Annotated in this window: 27 protein-coding genes; 13 read left to right on the top strand and 14 right to left on the bottom strand. The window is 32.5% G+C overall.

Translation table 11 applies throughout. The features are described from left to right. Positions 1–6: 6 nt before the first annotated feature. Positions 7–2,124, top strand: coding sequence for an acetate--CoA ligase alpha subunit (acs, locus tag F555_RS0104840; protein WP_018154091.1), 2,118 nt, complete (start codon positions 7–9; stop codon positions 2,122–2,124). A 116-nt stretch (positions 2,125–2,240) separates the two neighbouring features. On the opposite strand, the gene F555_RS09655 is transcribed toward acs, so the two are convergent. Further along, a complete protein-coding gene (locus tag F555_RS09655; RefSeq protein ID WP_255296111.1) occupies positions 2,241–2,540 on the bottom strand; it encodes a HesB-like protein in 300 nt (99 codons plus the stop codon). Positions 2,541–2,796: 256 nt separating this feature from the next. On the opposite strand from F555_RS09655, the gene psmA reads away from it, so the two are divergent. From psmA to F555_RS0104890, 8 genes are all read left to right on the top strand, one after another. Beyond that, complete coding sequence (gene psmA, locus F555_RS0104855) at positions 2,797–3,582, top strand: archaeal proteasome endopeptidase complex subunit alpha (RefSeq protein WP_018154094.1); 786 nt, start codon at positions 2,797–2,799, stop codon at positions 3,580–3,582. A gap of 166 nt (positions 3,583–3,748) precedes the next feature. After that, positions 3,749–4,453 (top strand): ribosome assembly factor SBDS, encoded by a 705-nt coding sequence (locus tag F555_RS0104860; RefSeq protein ID WP_018154095.1) that lies wholly within the window; start codon positions 3,749–3,751, stop codon positions 4,451–4,453. A 36-nt stretch (positions 4,454–4,489) separates the two neighbouring features. Further along, complete coding sequence (gene rpl37A, locus F555_RS0104865) at positions 4,490–4,780, top strand: 50S ribosomal protein L37Ae (RefSeq protein ID WP_018154096.1); 291 nt, start codon at positions 4,490–4,492, stop codon at positions 4,778–4,780. Between the two features lie 130 nt (positions 4,781–4,910). After that, the gene (locus F555_RS0104870) at positions 4,911–5,051 is read left to right on the top strand and encodes a DNA-directed RNA polymerase subunit P (protein WP_018154097.1); all 141 of its coding nucleotides are present in this window, start codon (positions 4,911–4,913) and stop codon (positions 5,049–5,051) included. A 38-nt stretch (positions 5,052–5,089) separates the two neighbouring features. Then, a complete protein-coding gene (locus F555_RS0104875) occupies positions 5,090–5,608 on the top strand; it encodes an rRNA maturation protein (protein ID WP_018154098.1) in 519 nt (172 codons plus the stop codon). Between the two features lie 9 nt (positions 5,609–5,617). Then, entirely contained in the window at positions 5,618–5,878 is a 261-nt protein-coding gene (locus F555_RS0104880) for a KEOPS complex subunit Pcc1 (protein ID WP_018154099.1), read from the top strand. 221 nt (positions 5,879–6,099) lie between these two features. After that, positions 6,100–6,438: a prefoldin subunit beta gene (locus F555_RS0104885; protein ID WP_018154100.1), complete on the top strand. Its 339-nt coding sequence runs from the start codon at positions 6,100–6,102 to the stop codon at positions 6,436–6,438. A 58-nt stretch (positions 6,439–6,496) separates the two neighbouring features. Beyond that, positions 6,497–7,495, top strand: coding sequence for a DHH family phosphoesterase (locus tag F555_RS0104890; protein ID WP_018154101.1), 999 nt, complete (start codon positions 6,497–6,499; stop codon positions 7,493–7,495). Positions 7,496–7,497: 2 nt separating this feature from the next. On the opposite strand, the gene F555_RS09590 is transcribed toward F555_RS0104890, so the two are convergent. Continuing rightward, positions 7,498–8,037, bottom strand: coding sequence for a V4R domain-containing protein (locus F555_RS09590; RefSeq protein ID WP_018154102.1), 540 nt, complete (start codon positions 8,035–8,037; stop codon positions 7,498–7,500). A 112-nt stretch (positions 8,038–8,149) separates the two neighbouring features. Here F555_RS09590 and F555_RS0104900 point away from each other — a divergent pair, with 112 nt between their 5' ends. Then, positions 8,150–8,524: a dihydroneopterin aldolase family protein gene (locus F555_RS0104900; protein ID WP_018154103.1), complete on the top strand. Its 375-nt coding sequence runs from the start codon at positions 8,150–8,152 to the stop codon at positions 8,522–8,524. A 72-nt stretch (positions 8,525–8,596) separates the two neighbouring features. On the opposite strand, the gene F555_RS09230 is transcribed toward F555_RS0104900, so the two are convergent. The 11 genes from F555_RS09230 to F555_RS0104950 form a co-directional block, all read right to left on the bottom strand. After that, entirely contained in the window at positions 8,597–9,550 is a 954-nt protein-coding gene (locus tag F555_RS09230) for a hypothetical protein (protein WP_157205740.1), read from the bottom strand. Then, positions 9,505–10,371: a DUF2341 domain-containing protein gene (locus tag F555_RS09235; protein WP_050559941.1), complete on the bottom strand. Its 867-nt coding sequence runs from the start codon at positions 10,369–10,371 to the stop codon at positions 9,505–9,507. Before F555_RS09235 ends, F555_RS09230 begins: the two co-directional genes overlap by 46 nt. Positions 10,372–10,374: 3 nt before the next feature. Then, positions 10,375–10,926 carry a hypothetical protein gene (locus F555_RS0104910; RefSeq protein ID WP_018154104.1) on the bottom strand — a complete coding sequence of 184 codons (552 nt, stop codon included), beginning with the start codon at positions 10,924–10,926 and terminating at the stop codon, positions 10,375–10,377. Between the two features lie 10 nt (positions 10,927–10,936). Beyond that, positions 10,937–11,785 (bottom strand): hypothetical protein, encoded by an 849-nt coding sequence (locus tag F555_RS0104915; RefSeq protein WP_018154105.1) that lies wholly within the window; start codon positions 11,783–11,785, stop codon positions 10,937–10,939. Between the two features lie 101 nt (positions 11,786–11,886). Next, a complete protein-coding gene (locus F555_RS0104920; protein WP_018154106.1) occupies positions 11,887–12,456 on the bottom strand; it encodes a hypothetical protein in 570 nt (189 codons plus the stop codon). Positions 12,457–12,535: 79 nt separating this feature from the next. Beyond that, entirely contained in the window at positions 12,536–12,943 is a 408-nt protein-coding gene (locus tag F555_RS0104925) for a class III signal peptide-containing protein (RefSeq protein WP_018154107.1), read from the bottom strand. A 32-nt stretch (positions 12,944–12,975) separates the two neighbouring features. Beyond that, positions 12,976–13,839, bottom strand: a complete 864-nt coding sequence (locus F555_RS0104930) for a hypothetical protein (protein ID WP_018154108.1) — start codon at positions 13,837–13,839, stop codon at positions 12,976–12,978. After that, positions 13,836–14,987 (bottom strand): DUF515 domain-containing protein, encoded by a 1,152-nt coding sequence (locus F555_RS0104935; protein ID WP_018154109.1) that lies wholly within the window; start codon positions 14,985–14,987, stop codon positions 13,836–13,838. The genes F555_RS0104930 and F555_RS0104935 overlap by 4 nt, the downstream gene beginning before the upstream one ends. A 76-nt stretch (positions 14,988–15,063) precedes the next feature. Continuing rightward, on the bottom strand, positions 15,064–15,447 hold the full coding sequence (locus F555_RS0104940; RefSeq protein ID WP_018154110.1) for a class III signal peptide-containing protein: 384 nt from the start codon (positions 15,445–15,447) through the stop codon (positions 15,064–15,066). Positions 15,448–15,456: 9 nt separating this feature from the next. Further along, on the bottom strand, positions 15,457–16,488 hold the full coding sequence (locus F555_RS0104945; protein WP_018154111.1) for an A24 family peptidase C-terminal domain-containing protein: 1,032 nt from the start codon (positions 16,486–16,488) through the stop codon (positions 15,457–15,459). A gap of 112 nt (positions 16,489–16,600) precedes the next feature. Next, the gene (locus tag F555_RS0104950; protein ID WP_018154112.1) at positions 16,601–16,948 is read right to left on the bottom strand and encodes a cysteine-rich small domain-containing protein; all 348 of its coding nucleotides are present in this window, start codon (positions 16,946–16,948) and stop codon (positions 16,601–16,603) included. 244 nt (positions 16,949–17,192) lie between these two features. Between F555_RS0104950 and F555_RS0104955 the strand changes: the two genes are divergently transcribed. After that, positions 17,193–17,882 carry an HDIG domain-containing metalloprotein gene (locus F555_RS0104955; protein WP_018154113.1) on the top strand — a complete coding sequence of 230 codons (690 nt, stop codon included), beginning with the start codon at positions 17,193–17,195 and terminating at the stop codon, positions 17,880–17,882. Here the strand turns inward: F555_RS0104955 and F555_RS0104960 are convergent. Continuing rightward, the gene (locus tag F555_RS0104960; protein WP_018154114.1) at positions 17,879–18,994 is read right to left on the bottom strand and encodes a tRNA (guanine(10)-N(2))-dimethyltransferase; all 1,116 of its coding nucleotides are present in this window, start codon (positions 18,992–18,994) and stop codon (positions 17,879–17,881) included. The two genes, F555_RS0104955 and F555_RS0104960, sit on opposite strands and share 4 nt — an antisense overlap. Before the next feature lie 354 nt (positions 18,995–19,348). On the opposite strand from F555_RS0104960, the gene nrdD reads away from it, so the two are divergent. Continuing rightward, complete coding sequence (nrdD, locus tag F555_RS0104965) at positions 19,349–21,652, top strand: anaerobic ribonucleoside-triphosphate reductase (RefSeq protein WP_018154115.1); 2,304 nt, start codon at positions 19,349–19,351, stop codon at positions 21,650–21,652. A gap of 189 nt (positions 21,653–21,841) precedes the next feature. After that, complete coding sequence (gene queC, locus F555_RS0104970; protein WP_018154116.1) at positions 21,842–22,540, top strand: 7-cyano-7-deazaguanine synthase QueC; 699 nt, start codon at positions 21,842–21,844, stop codon at positions 22,538–22,540. Positions 22,541–22,547: the final 7 nt, after the last annotated feature.

Consider the following 22,547-nt stretch of genomic DNA (forward strand, 5'->3'; position numbering starts at 1 on the left):
GAAAATGTGAATGATTTTAACCATTTATTTAATCCAAAATCAGTTGCCATTATTGGAGCTTCTGAAACTGAAGGAAAAGTTGGGTACTCCATACTTAAAAATTTGATATCATTTAAAGAAAAAGGTGGCGAAGTATATCCAATAAACCCAAAGTATGAAGAAATATTGGGCATTAAATGCTACAAATCAGTACTGGATGTTCCAAATAATATAGATCTGGCAGTTGTAGTTGTTCCTGCGCAGTTTATTCCTGGAGTCATGGAAGAGTGCGGTAAAAAAGGAATAAAAGGGGCCGTGATAATCTCAGCAGGATTTTCAGAAGTTGGAAATATTGAACTTGAGGAAGAAGTCAAGAAAATAATAAAAAAATACAATATAAGAACAATAGGTCCGAACTGTTTAGGAATAATCAACATGCATAACAGATTAAACGCATCATTTAGCAAGGAATACTTTAAAGAAGGAAATATAACTTTTATTTCACAGAGTGGTGCAATATTAACTGCAATATTGGACATAGCTCCCCTTTTAAATCTTGGATTTTCAAAAATTATTAGCATGGGCAATAAGATAGATATTCAAGAAAGCGATCTAATGGAATACCTGGCAGAGGATGAAACTACAGAAGTTATTGTACTATACATTGAAGGTTTGAAAGATAGTAAGTTCATAGAATCTGCAAAAAAACTTGCCAAAATTAAACCGGTTATTGTATTAAAAAGTGGTAGGACAGAAGAAGGGGCAAAAGCAGCTTCTTCCCATACTGGAAGTTTGGCAGGAGATATCCAAATATACTCTGCAGCATTTAAAAAGGGAAAAGTGATAACAGTTGAAACTTTTGAAGAGCTCGTAAACTTAATGCACGTATTTTCAACTCAACCTATCATGAAATCCAACAAAATAGGTATAGTGACCAATGCCGGCGGTTTTGGAGTATTGGCTGCAGATATGTGTAAAAAGTATGGACTAAAACTTGGAGAATTTGAAGAATCTACAGTAAATGAGTTAAAAAAATATCTTCCAAAAACATCATCCATTTCAAATCCTCTTGATTTAATTGGTGATGCAGACACTGAAAGATACAAGAGGTCACTAAATATACTTAAAAAAGACAAGAATATAGACGGTTTATTGGTTATTCTGACTCCGCAAGAGATGACCAAACCTATGGAAGTTGCAGAGGAAATAATCAATATAAAAAGATCCATGGAATGTGAAAATAACAATAAGCCAATTGTTGCATCCTTTGTTGGTGGAAAATCCATTAAAGGGGCAAAGAGTCACCTGCGAAAAAATGGAATACCTGCGTATATTTCCCCAGAAAATGGTATTGAAGCACTATCAAACCTGTATAATTACTATTTAATGAAGATAGAGGACGAGAATATTGAATATGTAAACAAAATTAGAGAAGAAGTTCTTGAAATAAAGAACAAAAATAGTGAAACTATCGAGAATTTACTTAACAATCCAAATGAATACAATGCCAAAAAATTCTTAGAGCTCCATGGGATCAACACCCCAAAGAGATACTTGGCAAAAACTGCTGAAGAAGCAAAAAAATATGCCGCTGAGCTGAACAATAATGTAGTTATGAAAATATCCTCTTCAGACATTCTTCATAAATCGGATGCAGGATGCGTAGTTGTAAAACCTGAAAACATTGAGGAAGCATTTAACACCATAATGGAAAATGGAAAGAATTATTTGGCTAGAAACAAACCAGATGGAATCATTGACGGAGTGTTAATTGAAGAATTTGTTGAAGGATTGGAGCTCATAGTTGGTGGAAAACGGGATAAAGTGTTTGGTCCTGTAACCATGGTGGGGCTTGGAGGTATCTTTGTAGAAGTTTTAAAAGATGTTTCATTTGGAATTCATCCAATAACAAAGGAATACGGTCTTAAAATGCTAAAGGAGCTAAAATCATACAAAGTCCTTGAAGGAGTTAGGGGACAACCTAAAAGAGATATAGAATTTATAGTGGAATTAATAACAAAAATCGGAGTGATTATGGAGCTCTACGATGAAATAAAAGAAATAGACATCAATCCGTTATTTGTAAAAGAAGATGGAAAAGGTGGATGTGTAGGCGATGCACTGATAATAGTCAATAGTCAATAACCAATTAATCAAAATAAATGACAAAATATAATTAAAGATAAAATCGATATTAAAATAAAATTTAGACAGAGTATCCGGCTCCTATTCACTAACTTAATCCCGTCTGGGTTCTTAAGTTAGCAAGAGCCGCCACCAAATCCTTTAACAGCTAAGCGAGGTCCACCAAATAGTGATTTTTTCAGTATTATGTGGACTTCATTTAAAAACTGCTTAGCTATTTTGTCCAGATATATTTTGAAATCTCCTTCATAAATTAATTCATCGCCTTCTTTTGGAGATTTCAAAACATCTATTGAGAATTTAGGTCCTGCTCATCCAAACCCTTCAAAGAATATTATTAAAGAATCGGAATCTCCATGCTTCAATTTCTCCTTAATAAAATTCATTGCATCATCAGATATAGTTACTGGTACCATAAGATCATCACCTCGTACCTATAAATAGGATATTAGATTTTATAATATATAAATGTTGTGACATAAACATGCACATATGCGTTATAACAAAATATATTATGTAAAATCAATTACTAACACAATGACGATTAAAAATAATATAAAAAGATAAGTATATATAAAATAATAAGATGTAAATAACTATAACTGTAGATTTAAAGGTTTACCAATATTATCAAACATTATTAAATCCGATTAACATCGTGGAGGGAATTTTATGCAAATGGTTCCAACATCAGGATACGACAGAGCAATTACAGTTTTTAGCCCTGAAGGAAGGCTTTACCAAGTCGAATACGCTAGGGAAGCGGTAAGAAGAGGTACTACAGCGGTGGGCATTAAATGTAAAAATGGGGTTATTTTAGCTGTTGACAGAAGAATAACTAGTAATTTAATAGAAACGTGTTCAATTGAAAAGATATTCCAGATAGATGATCATATCGTGGCAGCTACCTCAGGTTTGGTTGCAGATGCTAGAGTATTAGTCGATAAAGCGAGAATAGAAGCCCAGGTAAATAAAATAACATACGGAGAGCCAGTGACTGTTGAATCTCTTGCAAAAAAAATCTGTGACATTAAACAGGCATACACACAACACGGTGGTGCGAGACCTTTTGGTGTAGCTTTACTAATAGCAGGTATAGACAGACATAGTGCAAGATTATTTGAAACCGATCCTAGTGGTGCTTTAATCGAATATAAGGCAACTGCAATAGGTTCTGGAAGACCGCTAGCAATGGAAATATTGGAAGAAAAATATAGTGAAGAGATAACTGTTAAAGAAGCTTTAGAATTGGCAATATATGCATTGAGCAAAACTACTGAAGAGTTAAAGCCTGAAAATATAGATATGGCGGTTATAAAAGATGACGATAAAATCGTAGAAAGAATACCTCTGGAAGAAATTGAAAAATTAGTTAAGAGAGCATCTGAAAAATTAGAGGCTGAAGAAGAAGAAAAAGAGAAAGAAGAGAAATCTGAAGAAGAAAAAGAAGAAGAATAATATATTACCCTTTTTTAATCATATTTCTATTTTATATTTAGTTGGGGAGAATGGATAATTAAGATCCAGGGGGCTACTGAGGTTTTGTTCAATATTTGCCAGTGTTGTTGAACATTTATTTTTAATTTAAATATGGAAAGGTATATAAATAAAAAGAAGGGATATTATGGTGTCATTAGACAAGGCAGTTATAGCAAGATTTCAATCCCACGGGGAAAAGTTTGAAATACTTGTGGACCCTTATTTAGCAGCTAAATTCAAAGAAGGGCAAAAAATAGATATTTCTGAAATTTTAGCAGCTGAAGCAGTTTATAAAGATTCTGGAAAAGGAGAAAAAGTTCCAGAAGATTTATTAAATAAAGTTTTTGGAACTACGGATGTTAAAGAAATAGCTAAAAAGATTATATTGAAAGGGCAAGTTCAACTTACTGCCCAACAAAGAAAGGAAATGAAGGAACAGAAAAAAAAGCAAATCATTTCCATAATCTCAAGAAACACCATAAATCCTCAAACAGATACTCCGCATCCTCCAAAAAGGATTGAAAACGCCCTAGAGGAAGCCAGGGTGAACATTGATATTTATAAAAGTGCTGAAGAACAAGTTCCAAACGTTATCAAAGAACTTAGGAAAATTTTACCTATTAAATTCGAAAAAAGAGATATTGCCGTTAGAATTCCCTCAGAGTATGCGGGGACAGCATACCATACGCTCCACGAGTATGGTACTATAAAACAGGAGGAATGGCAACCTGATGGTTCCCTAATAGTTGTTATTGAAATTCCGAGTGGGATTGAAAGTGAATTTTACGCACACTTAAATAAAATTACAAAGACAAACGTCCAAACAAAGATACTAAAAAGATACGACTAACAGTTAATAACAGTTAATTAAAAGGAAGGTGATATAATGCCAGAATTTAGCCATACAAAAAAAGTAGGTTCAGCAGGAAGATTTGGATCAAGATACGGTAGAAAAATTAGAGTAAGATTAAGAGATGTTGAAATAAAACAAAAGAAAAACTATAAATGTCCAGTTTGTGGATTCCCTAAATTAAAAAGAATGAGTACATCAATCTGGGTCTGCAAAAAGTGTAACGCTAAAATAGCAGGAGGAGCTTACACTCCAGAAACTGGTGCTGGTAAAGTAGTAACCAAAGCTATCAGAAGAGTCATTGAAAGTAAAAGCAGAGAAATCTAAGATTTGAAGATCCTAAGAACCATAAGATACATATATTTCCTTTTTATCTTATTTGATAAACACAATTACTATTTTGATTTTTTTGATATTAACTGATAGATGGTAAATATATCCCAATATTGGTGAGATTATGGCAGAGTATAAATGTTCAAACTGTGGTAGAATCGTAACTTTAGATGAAATAGGCCTTAAAGCCAAGTGTCCACACTGTAGTAACAGAATATTGATAAAATTAAGACCAAGAATAGTTAAAAAAATACAGGCTAGGTAAAATTCAGGAACTACAATATTTCCTAAAGGTTCGATAAAATGATAATTACAACATCGAGAAAACCCTCTCAAAGAACAAGAAGTTTTGTAAAAGATTTAGCTTCTGTTTTAGGTATTAAAATATTAAATAGGGGGAAAACTCCATTAAAAGATATCCTTGAAACTTATGATAATTTCATAGTTGTCGAGGAATTCAAGGGAAATCCCGGAAAACTAAAATTTTACAATACTAAAAAGAACGAGGTACTCTCGTTAATAATTGCCACTAAGCTTCAAAAAGAAGTATGTGGGGAAAATGTGGGCATGATTAAAAAATTAGGTGCAGAATTTGATAAAAGCACCAGCGAATATAAAAATGTATTTTACGATTTTCTGTTCAAAAACTTGGATAGTTTTGACGAATTAAATGAAGATGATAATGAATCCAGTTTTAAAGTTGGCTTTAAAAAGTCGTCAAAAGATGATAATGTTTTTTATATTCAATTCTACAAGGGAGATAAAGAATTGGGTCCACTAATCAAGGTCAAGTCTGTTAAAATAATGGATATTGAATCCTAAGTTGATAATATGGACGTTAAACCTTCTTTTAGTTTAAAGATAAAATTCGACTCTACAAAAGAGGCTAAGGTTGTCTATGAAAGTATTTTTTTAGAACATTTAGATTCTCAGATAAAATCAAAATGCGTTATGAAACTTGAAGGAGATACCTTGTATTTAGAGGGGGCTGCCGATGAACTGAGTATTTTAAAAGCTTCCGTTTACTCCTACCTAAGATGGATAAAGGTTGCAGAAAATATATATAACCTAACAAGAAATGAAAATAAATGAAAATAAGAACTAAATATGGTGGTGTGCATTACGTACTTAATTAATGGATACAATTAATTTTGTTAATATAAAATTCTTGTTAAATCGAAATATAGGTTTTATTTACTTCATATATAATATTTTGATTTCACTTAATTGCACACCACTATAAATAACACTAACATATATAAACTCATAATTAATTTAATAATTAATATTATAATAAAAACAGGAGGGAAATTATGGAATTACCACCAAATGTTCAAAATCAGTTAATGCAGTTTCAACAACTTCAACAGCAGTTACAAATGATAGTTTACCAAAAACAGCAAATAGAAACTCAGTTGAAAGAAATGGAAAAGGCTCTCGAAGAAATGGAAAAATCCACATCTAATGAAGTATTCAAAATGGCTGGGGGCATCCTTGTAAAGAGAGAAAAAGAAGAAGTTAAAGAAGAAATTAATGAAAAAATTGAAACTTTAAAGTTAAAAGTTACTAGCTTAGAAAAACAGGAAGAAAAAATGCAAAAAAGACTCATGGAATTACAGGAAAACCTACAAAAAAACCTACAAGGTAACTAATATCTAAGTTTTTTTATTATTGTTTTATTAATTTTTTTATCTTTTTTAAGGTGCTTTTATGAATGAACTACTGAAAAAGTATTTAAAAACTGCCAATGAAATACTGTTTCTATGTCACCACAATGCAGATCCTGATGCAATAGGTGCTGCAATTGGTTTAAAATATCTGGCAACTTCTTTTAAAAACCACAAATCCAAAAACATTAGAATTTCTGCCAATTCTGTAAGCAAGTTATCAAGATCCATTATAGAGGAACTAAACGAAGAAATAGAAATTGTAGAGTACCCTAAACTTCCAGAGCTCGTATTTTTAGTAGATACATCCAGCCTAAATCAAATAACGGTAAATGAAAATCAGTTAAAAGAATCAAAAGTAATTCTAATAGACCACCATAAAAAAACAGACCTGGTAAATATTTGTGATCTTTATATTGTTGATGAAAATTCGCCTTCCACATGTGAAATTGTTTCTAAGATTTTTCGAGATATGAACATATACCCTCCAAAAAAGGTAAGAATGGCACTCTTGTGTGGCATACTCTACGATACAAAGCACCTTAAAATAGCAAAGGAATCCACCTTCAATATCATATCCTGGTTAATTAAGGATATAAGCTTCCAAAAAATTTTATATCTCCTTTCACAAGAGAGTGAGCCTAGTAAAAGAATTGCACACTTAAAAGCCTGTAGCAGGATGGAGTTAAAAGAATTAGATAAATATATTGTAGCTCTTTCACATATAAGCTCACATGAAGCATCCTGTGCAAAGACTATCGTCAGTATTGGAGCAGATGCTGCCTTTGTAGTTGCAGTTAGAAAAAGAGATAAAGAAATAAGAGTAAGTGCAAGATGTAGGAAGGCGCTATCTAAAAAGGTTCATCTCGGATATTTAATGGAAAAAATCGGAAAAGAACTTGGCGGGGAAGGTGGGGGCCATGCAGAAGCTGCAGGTTTAAATGCTAAGTATGAAAAAGGGAAAAGCAAAGACGAAGTTATAAAAGAAGTCCTTGAATTATGCTATACTTCGTTAGAAAAAGCCCTAAATAATAAAAATTAAGATTATGGATCCTGTATTTTAACATCATACTGACAAAAATCATCTCCAAGACCTATACAATGGGTCTCGGTTGCCAGTACCTTTTTACACAATATATTTTCAAAACATCCTGCAATAAAGCCTCCTTCAAAATCACATAAAGTTTTTCCAACGTTAGGCAAACCCGTGCAAGTTATACAGTCATTTATCCTTATTTTTAATGGATTTTCGCTTATTATTTCAATATAACCCACATTATTACATTTGCAGTATTCTATAAACCCCCATACTGAAGATAAGCTTAAAGACCTTCCAAACTGTTTTCCTATCGAATACAATAGGGAACCTACTTCCATATCCACATTTCCCAAGTAATTTACAGGGATGCAACGAATAAATCTAAATAAACATATGTCAAATTCCCTTTCAGGAGTATTTCTATTTTCTTTTGATTGATTGACCATAGATAGTATTTTCATATAAGATCTACAGAGCTCACCAGTGACTTCATCTAGGGGTATATTCAGACTTCTTGCAGTCTGAACTTTATATCTATTGTTCATTATTTTCATCCCCTTTAAAACCATATAGTTATATGAGGAATATTGCATATAAAATGCGTGTGTTTAATCATAAAATTCTTAAAAGCAGTTTACGATTAAAAGGGAGGATATCATGGTAAAAAAACTTGAAAAAGATGAGATATTTGACTCCTACTTCAAAAACTTAAGTGACCGAGAGAGGGCAGTTTTTGAGGGTGGAATCACACTTGGAGCTCTATTCCATCAGTTTGTCGGAGCTCCTGTAAGTTTAAATACGAAAGAATCTCTGGAAAAAGCCATGGAAGAGTCTATGAAAAATCAGCCGTTTGTAGATGATATTGAAGTAAAAATAGTCGGAGACCTTAAAAAAGATTCCTATGTGTCCCTAACTGGGGAAATGCTGGATGTTAAACTTAAAATAAGGGTAAAAGAAACTGTTGCTATTTTAAAATTAAATTATGTTAAAGAAATTGACTATCCTTTGATGTATGTTGAAAAAATTGAATAAAAAATCCTGTAAGGGATTTATAGCTCACCTTCGTTTCACTCAGGTGATTAAATAAAAAATTTATTTAATTTTTTAATTTATCCTAATGCCATATCCCCATGTATTTTCATTTTTTCCTGCCAACATGTCTATTATCGATGGTGAACTGTTATCCTCCACAAAGTAAGGGTTATAACTAATATCTCCTATTTCTCCGTAGTGAGTGCTATAATCTCTTGGAGGAGATATGTAAATAAGCTTTTTGTCAGTAATGACTATAGGCTCTTTTTCAGCATACTTTCTTACTCTGAAGTTGTCAAAGTATATATCTTGACCTGGAGAGTTAAATCCCGCGGAAGTACCAAGTTCAAAGTAATTTCCATGGGTATCCGGTACATTATAATTTATCATCCAATCTGGCTCATTGTTATTTAGGTAATCGTCTATTGTATAATATTTACCAGATACCATTCTATTATTTACTATTTGTATTTTTACCCTGTACCAAGTAAGGATACGTGGTACTTCATTAGCATTGATTTCAAGCCGAGCTCTATGAATGTCCAGAATATTACTTTTGCCGGCACTACCATTTTCTGGATATTCATGACTTATCTGTAAATTATCAAAATCATTATCATATGCTAACCAGATTAAATCGCCATTTGGTATGAATTGAAGAGCAGCCCCATTTCCATCCACTCTCCCTCCCAATTCCAACGTATAGAATTCATCAGGATGCCTGTCATCGTTGAAGTAGCTCTTATTTGCAAAATATCCTACCATTATATTTGGGGTGTTATATGAAGTACTATATCCCTTGGCATCGACTTCAATTATATAACTATCCAAGTTCGTATTATCCTGCGAAATCATTCTAGCAACGGGTGGAGCCTTCTCATACTGAATCATTTGTTTATTATACAATTCATTATATAGCGGACTATCAACCTCGCCATAGTTCCAACCTGAATTAATGGATGTGTAATTCCATTTGTAGTTTATGGAATTTTTATCCTCAAAATCATCAAACAACTCAAATACCAAATCCCCATTACTGGATGTACTATAAAGGTTGAAACAATTTTCACTACTGCATTACCATTTGCATCAATATTGGGCACTTTTATCCAAACTATGGCTTTATTGGCCACATTATCCCAATATTCTATCCAATATGGAATCGTGTTGTTATTTTCATCATAGAACCCCAAACCTATTCCATCAGGGTCACTACTAAAATCATAATTGGAGTTATCTAATATTATCTTTACCTGAAAATCAGTTAAACTATAGTTGTTTGGATTGTAGATTGTAATAAAACCCCTGCCAGATGATTTTACATAGTGATATGCATCTATAACAGTTTTTACAGTGCAGTATTGATAGGAATTTATAGATTTTGACTTAAATACCCCATCTTTAGATAACGTATAATTAAATGAATAACCTACTTTAAAAGTAAATCCATCCACCATTGATATATTGGTTATGTTAAAATCATAGGTTAGATTATATCCTGATTTACCATATTCCTTACTAACATTTTTCAAATAGTTATTAACCATTTTTGACACGTTAGTTTCTAAAAACAATAGAACCTCGTCTGTACTATTAAAAAATGGGTCTGTTTCTCCCGAATTATACTTATTTATAACCCTGAGCTCTGCATCGTTTAGTACCTTGTTAAATACGATAGGAAGGGAAGTTTCAACAGCATTTTCAACTGTTGATGATTTTAAATCCACAGAGGATGCCTTCATTTCATTTAAAACTTGATCTTTTTGAATATCAATTGTTTGATAAAGTAAAGTACCCGTAAGGAACAACAATAAAACAAGTGTAGTCATTGTTTGAGATAGGTACATTTTTTAATCACCATAAACCTTCAGTGTTACTTTTATAGGAGTATTATTTTTAAAATAAAAAATGGCTTTTTTGTAATGATAAGAACGGTAAATATCCTTTTTCAAATGGTTATATGCATCCTCCTCGCTTATAAAGTGCTTATCAGTAATTTTTAATTCGTTATCGTCTCCATAAACACCATACCATCCCTCAGTTCTGTTCATTAGAATTACAGCTGAAACTAGTACAAAATTACTGGTGTTTATTCCTTCGTTGGTGTTTGTTCCATTGACGCTGTAGTTTCCTATTGTTAAATTGTAATTTCTAAACCTTATCCTGTTTTTAATTACCTTTTCTGCCACATCAGCATTGTTGTTATTCATAAGCAGTATTGCAGTTTCAAGGGTTCCATCTGTGACAAGAGTTTTCAGTTGATACGTAACCTTATCGTGTAAAATGTTTGTTTTTATCGCATCCATATAGTTATCCGTGTGTTCCACCATAGAAGAAGTAAAAAAAGCCATTCCAACTAACATAATAAGAACAGCAGCTACTAAATCACTATCAAACAGCATATAAAATCACCTAATTCATATCAACAATACCTGATATATTGTAAGGCCTGAGCTGTGCCACATAAATTGTAGAGGATTGATTGTAAACAATGGTTATATTAACAGGTATGCCATTTGCGGTACTCAATAATCTAATTTCATTAGGTTCGTAACCATCTGAATTATAAGTTGCTATAACCTTTCCAAACTCTGTTATACTCGGCGTATTACTTACAGTTAATTTAAATGGCACTCCATTAACAGAAAATATGGCTATTTCATTGGAGGATGTATTGATGGTGGATGCGTTAATATAAACGAGCTCTGATGAATTTCCAACTGCAAAATATAATATATCCCCTTCTTTTAGAATTTCATATATTCTACTCGTATTTGAATATCTATATGTTTTTATAGGTACAAGAAGGTTTCTAGTCTTTACATACGAGTTGTTACCATATTCAGCGATATATTCTATAGATGTTGTACTAACATTTGATGTATAACCACCTATTGAAACATTAAAATGAACACATTTCACTGGATCCTCTGTATTTGTATCCAAACTATCTATGGCATAAATATCAAATGTCCCAGGTATTTTCTTAGAGTTACCGTATCTAATTGTTAGGTTGCCTAAAAATCCTTTATAACTATCATTATAATTATCTGAAGGAAATTCATGCTCTTTAAATAACATGTCTGTCATCAAGTTAGCTTTTTCAAAATCTTCAATATTTCTTCTTTCCTCCTGAAAAGATAGGTAATTATGAGAATACGTAAAGTATGTTATGTAAAATAGTACTACAAACAACATGGCCACTACTACAGCCTCATAGGTAAATACATAACCTTTATTTGATTTTAATTTTGCTAACATAATACCCCTCAATAACATATATCCTAAAAACCTCTCTCCATATAACAAGTAAATATATCAAATATCAATAAACTTTAAAATTTATTAAAAAAGTTCTTTAATCATTTAATTCTTACGGTAAGGTTTTTATACACATAAAACTCCCCAAATGATATGTTCACAATGTTTTGAGGTAAATTAAGACCACTGGGGGCTTTTCCTGTAATATGTATATAGACGCCATTTTCATCATATTCTGGCGTAAATATTACATTTGTTTCATTCTTAACTTCTATTTTTTTATCTGAGAAATAAATAGTATAATTTAAATTCCCCATAGATTTAAAAGTTGTATTTATGGCGACTTCCTTTGAATAAGAGGTCAATACATAATTTTCAAAGACATCAATTGTTGCATGTGCCCGTTCAGCCTTCTCGGATTCCTTAAAACTATTTGCAGTATTTAGCACATTGTAACCTATAAGAGAAAATACAATTAAAAGAAACAAAATAGCGATTACGGCGTCTAGAGATACTTGCCCTTTTATACCACTCTTCGAGTTTTTGTTCAATCTTTGATTTTTGTAACCTACTGGATTCGAAAACCACCACGATAGTGGTGGGCTACAAAAACTCTTTGAGTTTTTGTTTAATCTTTGATTTTTGTAACCTTTGGAAAATAGTTTCCACATAATTAATCACATCTTAAAAAATTATTTGTGAGCTCCAACACCAAAGTAAAGAAATAAGAAAATTGCGTTTATTTATGTTTCATGTTTCGTAAAATCCAATACGTATATAGGTATCATGTCTTTCTAAAACAACCTTTATGGTACTCATATTAGTGGAAAAAGGAACGGTAGTTGAATTAACAATGTCAATATTGCAGGTTGTACGTATAGTAAACCCATTTCCTGAGACTGTAATGTTTTCTCCAGTTATATCCCATTCCGCTGGAGGGGATTTAATATATATTGTCTTTGAAGAACCCGCATCTGCCACAGAAAGCATTTCTACATTGTTCTTAACATTGGAAAGTGCAGCATGAGCTAAACTTGCAGCAGACACCTTAACAGATTTATCAAGGCCATATATTCCAGGCACCATTGTCGAAATAATAATTGCGACTAAAAGTGCTAAAAATAATATGGTAAATTCCAGTGAAACTTGGCCTCTCATATCACCACAGCCATTTATTTGATTTTAATTTTTTAATAATATAGTCGCTTATCTTCTTCCTTCCAGTACATTTTATACGAAAACTCGACATCCTTCGAAGATGATGTAGTATAACTTATTGCAGGTATGTCGAATGGTTTTAGGGATATAGTATTTATTTCATAGCCAATAGTAGGTATTAAAGAGTTATCCAAAAGCCAGTTGCTGTATTCGGTATCATAATACTTTCTCTTTGATGTATGGTCCTCTACCCATTTAGAATAAGAGTCCATCCATATATCGGCATCATATCTTCCCATTATTTTATTGAACCTATAGTAATCCTTTAAAATCATCGGTGCGGGAATCACTATCCCCAATACATCAGTATTTTCCTTTTTTATCGTTCCTCTTACATACAACTTAAAATCCCCTAATTTTATCCCATTTCTTTTAGCCATTGGGAAAATCTCACTAGGGTTAATTATTCCGGTGGTAGTTACAACACCCGGACCACTAACATCAAAATTCTCTTGGGCATTATCTGCAACTAAAGAATATGTCCCATTTCCATATATTTTTATTTTTGTTGTAGTATATGGAGGAATCCAGAATCCTTCCTTTCCGTTTAATGTAGTTATATGCTCTTTGTCAGGTATAATCATATCGTAGTAACTAAGGCCTTCGATTAAACTCACAGTTAAAAAATCCTGAGATGATTTAAGGGTTTTTTCAGAATATGTTATATTATCAGGTACTGCGACAAATACGGAGTAGGGATATAGATTTGTAATTTCCCCAGTTAAACTCCAATACACATCCATACTAGCAATAGTTGTTTCTGAATAACCTAAGGGTATCACTAAAGCCAAGATCGTAAAAATTATAAGTTTTTTTGGATCTAGTGGAGAATTCATAGACTACCACCTGTTGATTGCACAATATAGAGATCTTCTGAATTATGTGATATTAAGTTAGGAACCTGTTCTGAAGGAACTATTATAATTAGTAAATAATCAACGTTTTCATCAAAGATTTGAGTATCCTCTTCAATTTTATTTAGTTTCTCACCATATCTACCAAATTTCTCCCTTATAGTTTCATAGTCAAGTTTATCTGCGGCGGTAGCATGTAAAACTCCCGGTAAATTATCCAAACTGTATGATATCGATGATGAACTTGAAATTGAGGTAGTATCTCCATTATCACTTACAGTACTTGAAGCTGATTTTTGTTCTGAATATCCTATAGATGGAAGTATAACATAGGCAGAATCAACAATCGCATACTCTGGAGGTTCTTGAAGATCTTTCTTGTTGTATATTAGAATGGTATCTCCTGAAAGTGGAATCTTACCACATTGTTTTGCAGAAACTACTATTGTAAGTTTACTTAATTGGGATACTGGTTCCACACTGAGCTCCTTAAGTTGGGATATACTTAAGGACTTCATGAACTCTACGAAATCTTCTTTTGACATGAATCTTCTCTCATCACCCATTTTAATATAATAGTATTCATCGTCAGAAGATAATATTTTCATTAGTTTTTCATTTAACATGGTCCTAACTTCATTTTCAATATTTGATTCTCTGAATAGCTCATCAACTTCTTGCTGAGTTTTTGCCATTGTTATTTTACGTACCAATTCCTGAGCTTTTGTGTTTTCATTGTAATATATCCCATAACTATTTTTAATCTGATTGATGGCGTCCTCTTTATATTTCTTCAGCTCTATGTAATCCCTTGCTTCGTCAATGATCTTGTTTATGTCTTCTATATTGTCTTTTTGTTTGATTTTACCAATAAACACAGCCTTTTGAGTATCATGGGGGTACTTTGAAAATAGAGCATTAATGGTATCTATTGCCACCTGCTTATTACCATCCAATTCCTGAAGTTCCTTGGTTTTTGATACATAATATAGGTTATAAGCCTCAAAAATTATTATAAACAATACGATAACTATTAACGCCAATTTCAACTGTTTCGGAGGAATCTTTGATGTTCTTTTGGATTTGGTTTTTAAAGTTTTCAACTTATTGCTAAATTCTTCCTCAGCCATTATGATACCCCACTAATTAAAATTACAAGGATGTATGTATTAACTTAAATATTTAGTTAATAGTTTAAATATATTTTTATTGGACAATAATATTAATATCATATTTGTTGGGATCGATATTTTGACTCTCTACAATATAATTTATTATAAAATCTTCAACTGAATTTATTTCAGCCTCATCCCCTCGAATATAAATTGTAACATTGTAAGTTCCATCATCAACTTTATTCCAGCTCACTCCAGAATACGATATTGTACGACTTACACTCGTTCCATTGTATCCTGAATTAACCATTGAAACTGCAGTTTTAGCTGCAATATCTATTTTATCAATCGTCCTATCCTCTTCACTGAACGAATTATTTAAAAAATGAGTAATGGAGTATACTGAAAGTACCAATACTGCCAATGCAAGTATTGAGAACTCCAAAGACATTTGACCTCTTCGGGCATGAAACATAATATCACGCTATTTAATTGTAAAATGTAGTGCAATAATCACCATATAAGATAAAAGAACAAATGGAACAAAAGGATACGTCTTTAAAATGTTTAGTTCTTTTGGGACCTTTCCATTTTTATATAAATTTTTTATTAGATCTATATCTTCATTGGATAAACCCTCACCATCCGTTAAAATTATCCTCTCAGTTTTGTCCGATTTTCTCAATTCATCATAAACCATTTGTTTGAATCTCTTTATCAAATTTGCATTTTCCACCACAACGTTCCCGTCATCCTTTATAGTGATTATATCCCGTAATATATCTCCTTCTTTAAGTTCTTCAACTGATTTCTTGGATGAGACTTCAGCTCCTGTTATGGCATATATGACTATTGAAAGGATAATCAACTCCCCAACATAGATTAAAAAAGATGTTAATACATTATTCTGGATAAAATAACCATTATCAAAAACATACAATCCCAACAAATAAATCGGAGCAACATATCCTATTTTTCTCGTTATATCCTTGTAGTTTTTTATTTTTCTTGACACAAATATTGAAATTATAACATACGCCCATACAATTAATTTAGCGTATTTAATATGATAAAAATCGGTCAAATAAATAATAAAACTTAATACAGTAGCCAGATAAGCTGATGAAGGTACTATCTCCTTCCAGTATCTTTTAAATATATTCAACATTGGAAAAAACGCTGCAAATGCAGCACTTAACCCTATGAGCAATAAAATACCATTTGGAACATAGTATTGAGTTTCATAGGCAAAAATTGGAGAAAGGGCCGTGAATATCTTTACATCGCCGCCCCCCATACCAACTCCTAATATCAAACATAACAATAACGTTGCAAAGAATGCTATAATCGCATCAAACCCAAAATAATAATATCCAATAGGTAAATTAACCAATAACATTAAAATAACTACAAAATGGGGTATTATTCTCTCCTTAATATCCGTTATAGTGGCAACTCCCAAAAGTATCAAATTGAATAAATACACTCCAACCAATATGCTGTCATAACCAAACATGTTATCTGCCAAGATCATCCTTATTAATATATTATAAAGCTTTTTTTGAAATATTTAACACTTTTAACACTTATTTGTTGTCCCCCTAATAAATATAGTTTTAAAATATAGTTTATTTATTTTTCACTTTTTCTTTGATCTTTAATACTAACTCCCTATTATCAAGGAGCTCTATGGATTCATCCAATCCCTTGTCCTTTGTAAGTTCAAGAATCTCTTTTAATACTTCACAGGCTACTTCTGGTTTATGTATCCAATGGCAGTTCATACAGCTCCACACTTTAGAACCATCTTTTCTTTGAATCCACTCCCCTAACTCATCATCCTCACATGGATAAAATGGACAATAACACCACAGACAGCACTGACCGTCAAAATGACATGGATAATATTCACAGTCCCTATTTGCACCACATATTGTAAGTACTTTTTTTAAATGATCTTTCGCAAGGTCTATCATTCCATCACCATCCAACCCTTTTAAAAAAGTGTTGGATCCCAAAAATATAAGTTTGGCATCCAAGACTCTTTAAAGGCTTAGCTATTAAACTACGAAAATCTAAAGTTGAAAATTTTTATTTCTAAACCTAATAAATTTAACAACATATAATAACTCATAGTTATTGTTAATGACCATACATAATATATATTCATTGATTATTTATTATTTTTATTATTATGTATTGCATTAAAAAGGTGAATAAATGGAAAAACTTATTGAGTTAGCAAATAAAATAGAGAACAAAGATTTAAGGGAAAGAGTTATTGATTTTCTAAAAAATCCACTACCCACCCATAAAGACATTGATGATACAGGGATAAAAGTCGAAAATTCTCCTGCAAGTGTAAAAAGGCATCACAAATATTCAGGGGGATTGATAGAGCATATACTGGCCGTTACAGAGATGGCCCTAAAAATGGCAGAAGTGTTGGACGAAGTTTATGGGCTGAGTTTGGATAAAGACCTAATAATCGCAGGGGGATTGCTTCACGATATCATGAAACCTCAAAATTATATCGAAGACGGGGAGAAATTCGACCATATACCAAATTTCCATCTAGATCATCTAACCTTGGGGGTTGCAGAGCTATACAAAAGAGATTTCCCTATCGAAGTTATCAAAATAGTTGCAAACCATCATGGGGAATACAGCCCATCAAGGCCGGATTCAATTGAAGCTTGGTTGCTGCACTATGCAGATAATGTAGATGCTTCAATAAATGATATTGCCATAAAAGTATGTCAGGCCAGAGCTCGGGATCTAAATGTAGAAGAATCTGAAATTTATAAGAAAGTAACCCCATTAAAAATCTATGAAATGAGATCAAAGGAAGGTAAAGAGAAACTAAAAGAATTTTTAAAAGAAACCTTGGATCTGGAGGAGGAATATTAGGGTTTATTGTACTCCACTATAGATTCAATAACATCAATTAATTTTGCATCTGTTTTAACTCCATTTGAATTATAATGTACTCTTGTTGCATTAAAACCCTTTTCTTTTAGATTATCTATCAATTCAGAAATCGGAGGTGCCAATTTCTTTATAAAACTGCAAATTTCATGAATATCATAACATCCTATTTGATTTAACTCGCATTCTTTGGAAATCGAATCTAAGACATTTATGGCCTTTTGTGAATAGTTTCTTTCAATGGACACTTTTAGCGCATCGTTAACGATATTTGGATCATTTATAGGGCCCAAATACAGCGGACCGCCAAATCCTTTTTCATAACCATTATTAAAGCTTCTAAATATTTTTTCTTCATTTATACTCTTCATATAACCTAATTCTCCTATGGCATTATCAGCTTTATTTGCCCCTCGTTCAGTAACTAAAAAAGTTCTTACATAGTGGTCAGTTGCATGGGAAAATATAGGTTTAAGTCCGATATCGTACTTTGAGGCCATTCTTATAGCATAGCCTATCAAAATCCTTACTGCCACCTCCTTATCTTTTCTTAAAGGTATAGCATTGTATCTTCTAATACAGGATTTTCTGTAAGCACCGCATAACACCGCCGTATCTGTGGCAGTCATACACAAAACTCCATTTTTTGTAATTGTGGCCCTTATGGCACTATCCAAATATGGAGCTGGAGAACCAAATGGATCCAGATCAACTACATTAAAGACTCTAAAATTCCTCGACAACAGAACATTTGCATCCTCGTGAAAGATCTCAACGTTATCGTTTCCATTTAATTTTAAATTTTCATTTGCCAGTTTTACTGCATTTGGATTTATATCTCCTATAACAACTTTTAAATCTCCCTTAAACTTTAATTCATTTGCATACCTTAAACCCCTAGCACCACTACCTCCCAACGGATCGCAAATTAAAAATTCATCCCTTTGGAAATTATTTAAAAAACTTTGAATTACGGAAACAGATATATCTCTATTAACTTCCATGATAGGATTATAGAATACCTTATCCTTCTTTGATAGTGTTTGACTTTCAGGAACCATTAATTTTGTTTCACCCTCTTCAATGATTTTCATTTTATCTCACCGATGATTTGTGTTTTATTTTGTTATATTTTATTATTCCTATCTATTTGAATTTAGATGAATTAATTACAAAAAATGTTATATAAGTTGGAATGTAAAATTTAGTGTATATCACAGAGTATAATAATACCGTGTATGGTAGTGAATATAATTGCAATAATATCTATAGATACATATGTATGCAGTATTTAAAATAGATAAAAACTAAGATCACTAAACTATACTTCCAGTTAATACGAAATTCATCCTATTTAGTCCGTTTTTCGACGAAATTATTACGATATTTTGATATATTATAACTCACAAAATGATTATAGATCATTACTATTTTGCGAAGGTGGTTAAATGGCAACTAACACAAAATACGACAATTTTAAAGTTAGTGTAGTTAAAAGAAACGGAAGAGGTGAAAAATTCAATATAACCAAACTTGTAAAATCTCTTTTAAACTCCGGGGTTGATTATGAATACTTAGATCCAATAGTTGACCAAATATCCAGTAAGATTTACGAGGGAATTTCAACAGACGATTTAAAGGACATCGTATATGAAACACTAAAGGAATTCGATAAAAAAACCGGGAAAAATTATGCAAATAACTACAGATCCGAGAACTGTTTAAAAATAAGAACCTCAGAAAAAGAATTTGAACCATTTAACAAAGAAAAGATAGTTCACGCTTTAGTTCAAGAAGCCGGGGCAGATGAAAAAACAGCTAACAAAATAGCAGATGAAGTGGAAAAAGAGATAAAAAAATTGGGCGTTAAATACCTCACAGCTCCGATGATTAGGGAAGTTGTAAACGCTAAACTTATTGAATTCGGTTTGGAAGAATTAAGACACAAACACACTAGATTGGGGATTCCTGTTTATGATATTTTTAAATTAATCAAAAAAGGTACAAGGGAGAATGCAAACCTAATGCACAATCCTGAAAGTATTCATAAGTGGGTAGCTGACGAAACAATGAAGCAGTTTGCACTGTTAGAAATTTTCCCAAGATTTATAGCAGATGCTCACATGAGGGGGGACATTCACTTACACGATTTAGAATACTCTGCGATAAGACCAGTATGCTGCCAGCACGATTTAAGAAACTTCTTTATGTATGGGCTTAAAGTCGATGGAACCGGGAGACATACAAGTGTTTCAAAACCTGCAAAACACGCTGAAGTAGCCATACAACACGCCGCTAAGGTATTGAGTGCTGCACAGTGTGAAATGAGTGGTGGACAAAGTATTGATGAATTTAACATTTGGCTGGCCCCATATGTGAAAGGATTGAGTTATGAAAGAGTTATACAGTTAATGCAAATGTTCATCTATGAAATGAACCAAATGTACGTGGCCCGTGGAGGTCAAACCGTATTTAGTAGTATAAACTTAGAACTAGAAATTCCTGAGTACTTAAAAGGCAAACCTGCCATAAAAGCCGGTCAAGTTGTTGGAACCTACGAGGAATACGAAGATGAAGCCAAAATGATTGCTGAAGCATTAGTTGATGTTTTAATGGAAGGGGATGCAATAGGAAAACCGTTTTTGTTCCCTAACGTTATATTCAAATTAAGGGACAACGCATTTAAAAATGAAAACAAAGATTTGATATTCAAGATTCATGAATTAAGTGCCAAATGGGGGCTCCCATACTTCATCAATATGATGGCAGACTACCAAGAGGGTAACACCAACGCCATGGGTTGTAGAACAAGGTTAAGTGGAGATTGGAAAAACCCTGAAGAAGGCACCTTAAGAACAGGGAACATGCAATGGTACACCCTCAACCTTCCAAGAATAGCTTATGAAGCTAATGGTGACGATGATAAATTATTTGAGATCCTAGGGGAGAAATTGGATGTTATAAGGCAGGCTTTAACCATCAAACACGAGATTACACTTGAAAGACTACATAAAGATAGGGTATTACCATTCCTAACTCAAAAATTCGGTGAAGACCAATACTATAGATTTGACAATACAACTAAGACATTTGGATTTGTAGGGTTGAATGAACTACTTAAATACCACCTTGGCGAAGAATTGCACGCCTCAAAAGATGCTTTAGAATTTGGAGAGAAGGTTATAGAATTCATAAGAAAATATGCAGATGATTTGAAAAAAGAGACTGGTTTAAGATGGACTGTCACTCAAACTCCTGCAGAAAGTACTGCAGGAAGATTTGCTAGATTGGATTACAAATACTACAAGGAAGAAACACGCTCAGTTATAAATGGGGATTTAAACGATATTGGAAGTTTATATTACACCAACTCTTCACACGTTAGAGTTAATGCGCCAGTATCCTTAGGAGACAAAATAAAAGTTGAAGAAAAATTCCACCCACTATGTAATGGTGGGCATATTGGGCACTTCTGGAATACAGAAGCCTACGCTAATCCTGAAGTATTAATGGATATTACTAAAAAGATAACAAAAACAAATATCGGTTTCTGGACCTACACAAAGAATTTAAGTATCTGTGAAAACTGCAATATGGGAATGAGCGGATTAAGAGACAAATGTATAAGCTGTGGAAGTGAAAATGTAGAAAGATTTAGCAGAATAACAGGTTATCTTCAAAATGTTTCAAACTGGAACAAAGCAAAACAACGTGAGTTAGTAGATAGAAGGAGTAACATACCTAGAATCTAATATTTTTAGTTTATTTTTTAGTTTTGAAGTTTTTACTTACGTCAATTTATATCGTGTACTTCTATTTTCGGCAGTTAAATATTTTAAACCTCTCTTCTTTAAATTATTCAATAGTAAAAAACTTTAATATATATTTAAATATACATAATTAGGAATAGAAATACAAATGGAAAAATTAAAGGTGTTTTTATGAAAGCGGTTTGTGTTTTAAGTGGGGGATTGGATTCAACTGTCGCTGCTTTAGTGGCTAAAAGTAAAGGTTATGAACTATACACGATTACATTCAACTACGGACAGCAGGCCGTGGAAAAAGAAATAAATTCTGCAAAAAAAATTTCTGAAGTTTTAAGTGCAGAACATAAGGTTATTGAGTTATCGTTTGTGAAGGAATTCAGTAAAAGCGGACTAACCACTGGAAATATCCCAGAACTAAGTTTTGAAGACTTGGATGATAGTGAAAAAACTGTTGAAACCATGAAGGCCGTATGGGTTCCTGCAAGAAATATGATTATGTTTTCGATTGCCTCAGGGTTTGCAGAATCTGTTGGAGCTAAAAAAATCTTTACAGGATTAAACAAAGAAGAAGGAGTAACATTTCCAGACAATACTAAAGAATTCATAGATATATTTAATAAAAGCTTAGAGTACGGAACTTTGAATAAGGTTAAAATGGAAGCTCCGCTTTATGACTACGATAAAACTGAAATAGTTAAGCTTGGAAAAAAACTCGAAGATGAATTGAAACTGGAAATCCTAAAATACAGTTATTCTTGCTATAAAGACAATGGAAAAGATTTCTTACACTGTGGATCATGTGAAAGCTGTATGAGAAGAAAAAGGGCATTCCAAAATGCAGAAATTGAAGATCCAACAGAGTATATCATTTAAATTTACA

The sequence above is a fragment of the Methanothermococcus thermolithotrophicus DSM 2095 genome, assembly GCF_000376965.1.
GTDB classification, from domain to species: Archaea; AGJL01; Methanococci; order Methanococcales; family Methanococcaceae; genus Methanothermococcus; species Methanothermococcus thermolithotrophicus.